Here is a 7,386-nt window from a genome sequence, read left to right on the forward strand (position 1 = left end):
TATGAGTTTTAAAAAGATATTGAGTTTATTACATGTATTGCTTCTAACGTTGAATGTTTTAGCTCAAACAACCTTTGAGAATGGAAGACTTATTTATTCGGCTGATGAATTAGAAAATGGTGAATTTATAAAGGAATTTATGCTGATTGGACCTTTTTCAAATTCATTGTCTGATGGTGAAAAAGACTATTTCCATCTCGATAATTCGTGTTTGGGTTTTAAAAGAGATTATTTGAAACCGATAGGTGGGGAGCAGGGGGTAAAGCCAAACTTGGAGCAGGAAGTCAGTTTAGAAACGGGAGAGGTTTTTAAATGGGAGCTTAATAAGAGTACAGAAGATATTATCGACCTAAAAAAGATTTTTGTACCAAACGAAGGAGTAGTTGCCTATGCTGCTATATGGATTGAAAGCGACAAAGAACAGGAGAAAATATTAGGAGTAGGGTCAAACGATGGAATGAAAGCATGGCTCAATGGCAAATTGTTATTGAAAGTACATAAACCACGTATTGTAAAAATAGATGACGAGTACCTAAAGTTGAAATTGAAAAAGGGGAACAATATTCTTTTACTAAAAATAGAACAAGGCTTAGGCGGATGGGGATTTGCTTTGCGACCTGTAGATAATGAAACAGCCTGGAAGCAGGTACAGAATAATCTTGATGTAGCAATGAACAGTGAATTTGTTATTGAAGGGGATAAAATTATTGGAACAATTGGAGATAATAATATAGTAGGGCAACTTAGTAACCTGCCAATGGCAGAAATCGAGTTTTCAGCTATCGATAAATCACATAGTAAAATAATTTCGGCACAACTGGGATCAAAGTTAGTTTTAGACAAGAAAGAATTTACTGCCAAAGAATATTCAATAAAAATAAGTTTTGATAGCGATAATGGCGGTCATAGCACATATGCATATATGAATACTTCGGTTGATGTGGTAGAGGAGTTGAGAGAACTTTTAGCACAAAAAAATGTTGTTAGCAATCTGATCATAGATCCATCGCCACTGGAAAATTATTATCTCGATTATATTAAAACAGTAAAGTGGTTAGATTCGGTAAATAAACTTTGGGAGCATCCATACGGATATCGAAGGTATTTGGGAGGATTGCAAAAGGCGTTTAAAGGTTTGGAAGAATTATCAGAAAGCAATAATAATTTCGAAAAGGTTTTTCCTCAGCCAAAATCTATGGAATTTAATGGAGCAAAATGCAAAATATCTCCAAATTGGAAAGTGTATTATTCTACAGAAACAAAAGATGTTTTGAATGAAAAAATTGAGTCTTTTTGGCGAGGATATTTTTCGCAGGAAGTAAATTATACTTCAGAGCCGGGGAAAAGTAAAACCATAAATATTTATTTAAAAGAGAATTCAGGTTTAGAGAAAGAAGCTTATGAAATTACGGTTGAAAAGAATATAGTTAAAGTAGTAGCTTCTGCCAAACAAGGATTGTTTTACGGATTAAGTACACTGGTACAGGCGCTCGAAATATCACATATACTTCCTACAGGAATAATTATAGATTCTCCGGCATATTCGGTTCGTAGTGTAATGCTATCAAATATCAAGGCAGAAATGAGCGATGATTTTAAGGCTTATATAAAAAAGTTATCCGGGTTGAGGTATAACGAAATTTACATCTACTCCGAAGGCTATTTACATTTGGATAATCATGATAAACTGAAAGAAATAACAGAGATTTTTGACTATTGCAAAGATCATTTTATTGAGCCGGTTCCCTTTATTGAAACTTTTGGATCTGCAACATTTACCGGTATTCTGGATCCTTGTTTAGATGAAGGTATTTATCACGAAAGGGAAAGTTTTATATCAGATAAGTTCGGATTTATAAAATTGGGAGTAAAGCGTATTCACGATTGCGATAATTCAACTATACGTGTGTTTGCAGGAGAGTTAGAGCTTGTGAAAAACACAGACTATATGCTCCTTATAACTGAAGAACCTAAAATTAAAATTATTAATTCTAATTATATACAGAAGGAATTAAAATTGAGTTTTGATGAAGTTGATTTTACAGATTTCCCACATCCGGCAACTTGTCCGAGCAATCCAAAAGGTTGGGAAATTCAGGAAAGAGTAATTTCCTCAATAATTAAAGAATTAAAGCCAAATAAACTGCATATAAGTCAGGATGAGGTAGGCTTTGTAAACAAGTGTAGCTTGTGTAAAGCTCGTGGTATATCTAATAGAGAACTGATGATTGACCAAATAAACAGAGTACATGAAATTATTAGAAAATATGATGATAATATAGGGATTTACATTTGGGGAGATATGTTTAGTGATCTACAAAATGCACCAAAAATAGATGCAGTTGGTGCAATAGATGGTTTACCAAAAGATATAATGGTTAACGATTGGAATTACCTGGCTGTTTATCACAGTGACAAAGCACAGACAATAAATCAAATGAATTTTTATTTGGAAAGGGGATATAAAACTGGTGGAGTAGCGTGGTTTGAACCGGCAAATATATTGGATATCATGCTCGCAGGTAAAAAATATCCCGACCAGTTTATGGGAATAATGCATAGTGCATGGTATGGTTATAAGTACAGTTTATTGCCCGTGGCTGAGGCAAACTGGACAGGACGAATTATAATTGGTGAGTTGGGGTTTTAAAGAAACGATTCATAAATTATATCAACGAATGATAAATAGTAAATTATGATAGATAAATTTTTTAAATCGATATTGTTATCAGTTTTTGTGCTGATATCTACAACAGTATTTGCCCAAAATAAGCCATCTATTTCAAAAGAGAATATTCTTGTTTACCGTGCAAGTGAAGCAAAGAAATTGAGTGAATCCGAAATAGAAAAGAACATCGAAATAATCCGCAGTAAAATGACTGTGGAAGAAAAGATAGAATTAATTACAGGCGATGATTTCAGAACAAAACCAAATGTACGTTTGGGAATTCCGGCTTTTACCATGACTGACGGGCCGCTGGGTCCCCGTGGAAAAGGACCTAACACTGTTTATTCAGCACCTGTAAATATTGCTGCTGCGTGGGATAGAGATTTAACATATCGTATAGGGCAATCGATGGGGGAAGAAACCAGGATTTTAGGATTCAACCTTTTGTTGGGACCCTGTATTAATATTGCAAGAGTTCCTTTTGGTGGACGAAATTTCGAGAGTTTCGGTGAAGACCCTTATTTAATGTCGGAGATGGCAGTACCTGTTATCGAAGGTGTTCAGAATAAAAACGTGGCAACCTGTACCAAGCACTTTGTAGCAAATAATCAGGAATGGAACAGGTTTGATGTAAGTGCTGAAATTGATGAACGCACAATGCGCGAAATATATTTCCCTGCGTTTAAAGCAGCTGTGCAACGTGCCGGAAGCTATTCTATCATGGGAGGATATAATAAAGTAAACGGAACTTATGCCAATGAGAATAAGTACTTATTGAACGATGTATTAAAAGAAGAATGGGGATTCGACGGAATTGTAATTTCCGATTGGGGTGCTGTTCGTTCAACGGTTAAAACAGCCGAAGCGGGTATGGATCTGGAAATGCCAAATGGCAAGTATTTGGGAGAGAAACTTCTTGCTAAAATTATAAGCGGAGAGGTTGATGAGAGTATTCTTGATGATAAAGTTGCGAGGATTCTCAGAATTATGTTCAGAATGAATCTTTTTGGAGAAACCCCCGATATGTATGGTGGTTATATTAATTCGGATAAGAATAAAGCTATCGCTTTAGAAACAGCACAAAAGAGTATAGTTCTGCTTAAAAATGAGAATAATGTTTTACCTCTTGATAAAAGTAAAATAAAAACAATTGCCGTTATCGGACCTAATGCAGCAACCGCACGTTTGGGAGGTGATGGTTCTGGGCACTCTGATGCCTTAAATCCAATTTCTCCATTAGAAGGAATTATAGATATTGTTGGGAGCGATGTAGAGGTGAAATATGCCTTTGGAGTAAAACTTAAAAGAAAAGATTTGCCAATTGCTCCAGAGAGTATGTATTTACAAACCGATGGAGTAACTCCGGGTATCAATGCCGAATACTGGAATAATAAAAAACTTGAAGGGCCATCGGTAGCTAGCGGAATTGACAAAAGTATAAATCACTCATGGGGATTTGAAGAGTCGCCTGTGCCGGGAGTCGTTAACGATGATAAGTTTTCTGTACGTTGGACAGGTAAATTCAAATCGCCGGGAACAGGCTTGTTCGAAATAGGAGTAAAGGCCGATAATGGTGTGAAATTGTTCTTAGACGGAAACCTTGTAATTGATTCGTGGACAGATCAGGCTCCGGGACAGTTTAAAACAGAGTATTACGAGTTTGAAGAAGGAAAGTTATACGATTTAAAAGTTGAGTTTTACGAAAATATAGGTACATGTCGTGCTCGTTTGGGTATTGCTCCCGTAGAGGGGGGAGGCGAACTGCAGGAAGCTGTAGAAGTGGCAAAAGGAGCTGATGTAGTAGTTATGAATCTGGGTATGGCTAAAAATCTTGAAGGAGAACAACGCGACAGAGATTATCTGGAATTACCACCTATGCAGATGCAGCTTTTAAATGAGGTTATAAAAGTGAATAAGAATGTGGTAGTAAGCTTAAACAATGGTTCTGCAATGTTGATAAACGATTGGATTGATAAAGTTCCGGCTCTTATAGATGCTTTATATCCTGGAGAACAAGGTGGTAAAGCTTTGTCTCAAATATTATTTGGAGAAGTTAATCCTTCAGGAAAACTTCCATTTACTTGGATGAAAAAATGGGAAGATCATCCGGCGGTAAAAACATATCCGGGAGATAGGGAAGTAGCTTTATATAAAGAAGGAATTTTTATGGGATATCGTCATTGGGATAAAAACAAAATTGAACCATTGTATGAATTTGGATATGGACTTTCATATACCGAATTTGAATATTCCGATTTGAAATTGTCATCGACAAATATGTATCAAAACGATACTATTACAGTTTCTGTAAAGATTACAAATATTGGGAATATTGAAGGAGACGAAATAGTACAACTTTACATAAATGATAAAAAAGCAAGTGTAGAACGAGAAGTAAAAGCTTTAAAAGGTTTTGAAAGAGTTAGCCTAAAAGTTGGAGAGAGTAAGGACGTGAAATTTAAAATAGAGAAAAGTGCTCTTTCATTCTACGATGTGATAAATAAAAAATGGAAAGCTGAGAAAGGTAAGTTCGAAATGTTGATTGGAGCTTCATCACGCGATATTAGGATAAGGAAAACGTTTAAATTGAAATAGAATAAAACATTTAATTATGAGTTTTTTGCAGTTGAATTATAAAGTTATTACGCTTATGGCATTGTTTATATTTATTGAACAAAGTCTATTGGCGCAAAATAACAAATTGCAATTCAAAGAGGATAAAACTTTTAAGATTGTTCAGTTTACCGATATGCACTTCGTTAAGGGAGGTGAAAGATCGCCGGAAGTCCTGAAAAATATAAAATCGGTGATGAAGGAGGAAGTGCCGGATTTGGTTGTTCTAACAGGTGATATTGTTACAAGTAGTGAGGAAAAAGATGTAGCAATTGCAAGTTGGAAGATGATTACAGATCTATTGAAAAAATACAAGACTCCCTATGCAATTACTTTTGGTAATCACGATAGTGAGAATGTAATTACGAATGATGAACTATTGGAGTATTTGTCAAAACGTCCTTATTGTCTTCTATACGACGAAGGAGGGGATGATGTAAAAGGAGTGGGGAATTTTGTGTTGCCTATACATTCTTCGAATGGAGTTGTTGAGAAGCTGTTGTACTTTCTCGATTCAGGAGCTTATTCCTCAGTTAAGGAAAATGGTGTAGGGGGATATGACTGGATTGGCCGTTCACAAATAAAGTGGTTTGCAGAAACAAATCAATTATGGCTAAAAAAGAATGAAGAAGTAGAAGCATTGTTTTTCTTTCATATACCACTTCCAGAATACAAGCAGGCGTTTGATGATGGGGAATATAAAATAGGAGTTCGTATGGAGGAGGAATGTTCACCTGAAATTAATACCGGAATGTTTGCTGAAATGGTGCAACAGGGCAATGTATTAGGAACTTTTGTGGGGCATGATCACAATAATAATTACCTAGCTCAATTGTACAACATTGCACTGTGTTATGGTTATATGTCGGGAGGTAATTGTTATGGAGATTTACCTTTAAATGGAGCCCGTGTTATTTTATTGGAAGAAGAAAAAAAGGGTTTTAAAACCTGGCTTAGGAGAAGTGATAAGAAAAAATTATATGAGGTTGAATTACCATATGTAGAAAAAGAATCAAATAAAGAAGACTGATGAAAGATATTCACATGGAAAGCTTGAGGTTGATAATCAGGAGGTATTTATTTCTAATTTCAATAATACTTATCTCATGTAGCAAAAATCCAAAGTCTGTAAATAGTGTCATAGATAAGGCAGTTAAGCATATCTATACTAATGTTAGTAGCGATAGTATAAATAGTTTGAGCAACGAGGATGTTTTAAGGCTTTTTGATGAGGATGAATTGCAGGTTTTGGCAACAAGGTACTGGAGCTTTGATATAAATACATCTGCAATTGTATCGGTAATGCGTGTTAATAATCAGGCTATTGTGCCTTTTTGGTTGGAGGATAATGGTTTTGTGAAAACAGGTTTAACAGTGAAAAATGAATACACTGTTTATGAGGTTTGGCAAAAAGAATATTCTGCCGGTAGGGTAGGTCTTGGAATTAACGGATTCGATAATCAGAACAGACATTATTTCGTGTCAGTTAAAGCTATTGATAAATCAAAGGAGCTTATTCTTAGTAACTTCTTTCCTGAAAATCAGTTTGTGGGTAAAATGGATGTGGGATCATTTACTTATCACGATTGGGATGAGCTTGTTTTAACCGAAGTTCCTGAAGAATTGGTGGGCGGAAAACTTTTACCAACAGTAAGAGGTAGAGCACGTGAGGCAAATTTAATTAATGCTTTTAGAAAAACCCCGTTTCCTTCATCTGATAAACCGGATCAAATAATGCTGACATGGAGCAAAGATCCCAAAACAACCCAATCTATTCAATGGCGAACTAACTTGAGTTCTAATAAAGGTGTTGTACGCTACTGGAAAGAGGATGATAGTAGAAAAGAGTACACTCAGGTCGAGGCTAAAAGTAAAATTATGGATGACAGAATGTTGTATAACGACAGAACAATTAATCGTTATACGGCAGTGCTCGAAAATTTAGATAAAAATACTTCATATAGTTATATCGTCGGAAATAATGAAACAGATATCTGGAGTGATACAGCAGTATTTAAAACAGCTGCGGATGACTCAGCTCCTTTTTCATTTACCTATTTTGGAGATACGCACAAAACACCTCATTGGGGAGAGTTGATAGATGA

Annotated in this window: 4 protein-coding genes; all 4 read left to right on the forward strand. The window is 35.5% G+C overall.

The window, feature by feature from the left end:
- The first annotated feature begins 1 nt into the window (after position 1).
- Complete coding sequence (locus ABFR62_04385) at positions 2-2,650, forward strand: glycoside hydrolase family 20 zincin-like fold domain-containing protein (GenBank protein ID MEN8137650.1); 2,649 nt, start codon at positions 2-4, stop codon at positions 2,648-2,650.
- 45 nt (positions 2,651-2,695) lie between these two features.
- Positions 2,696-5,263: a glycoside hydrolase family 3 C-terminal domain-containing protein gene (locus ABFR62_04390; GenBank protein MEN8137651.1), complete on the forward strand. Its 2,568-nt coding sequence runs from the start codon at positions 2,696-2,698 to the stop codon at positions 5,261-5,263.
- 16 nt (positions 5,264-5,279) lie between these two features.
- Positions 5,280-6,311, forward strand: a complete 1,032-nt coding sequence (locus ABFR62_04395) for a metallophosphoesterase family protein (GenBank protein ID MEN8137652.1) — start codon at positions 5,280-5,282, stop codon at positions 6,309-6,311.
- The coding region (locus ABFR62_04400; GenBank protein MEN8137653.1) for a fibronectin type III domain-containing protein at positions 6,311-7,386 on the forward strand (1,076 nt) is incomplete at its 3' end. The genes ABFR62_04395 and ABFR62_04400, both read left to right, overlap by 1 nt.

The organism is Bacteroidota bacterium, from assembly GCA_039714315.1.
In the GTDB taxonomy this organism is placed as follows: Bacteria; Bacteroidota; Bacteroidia; order Flavobacteriales; family JADGDT01; genus JADGDT01.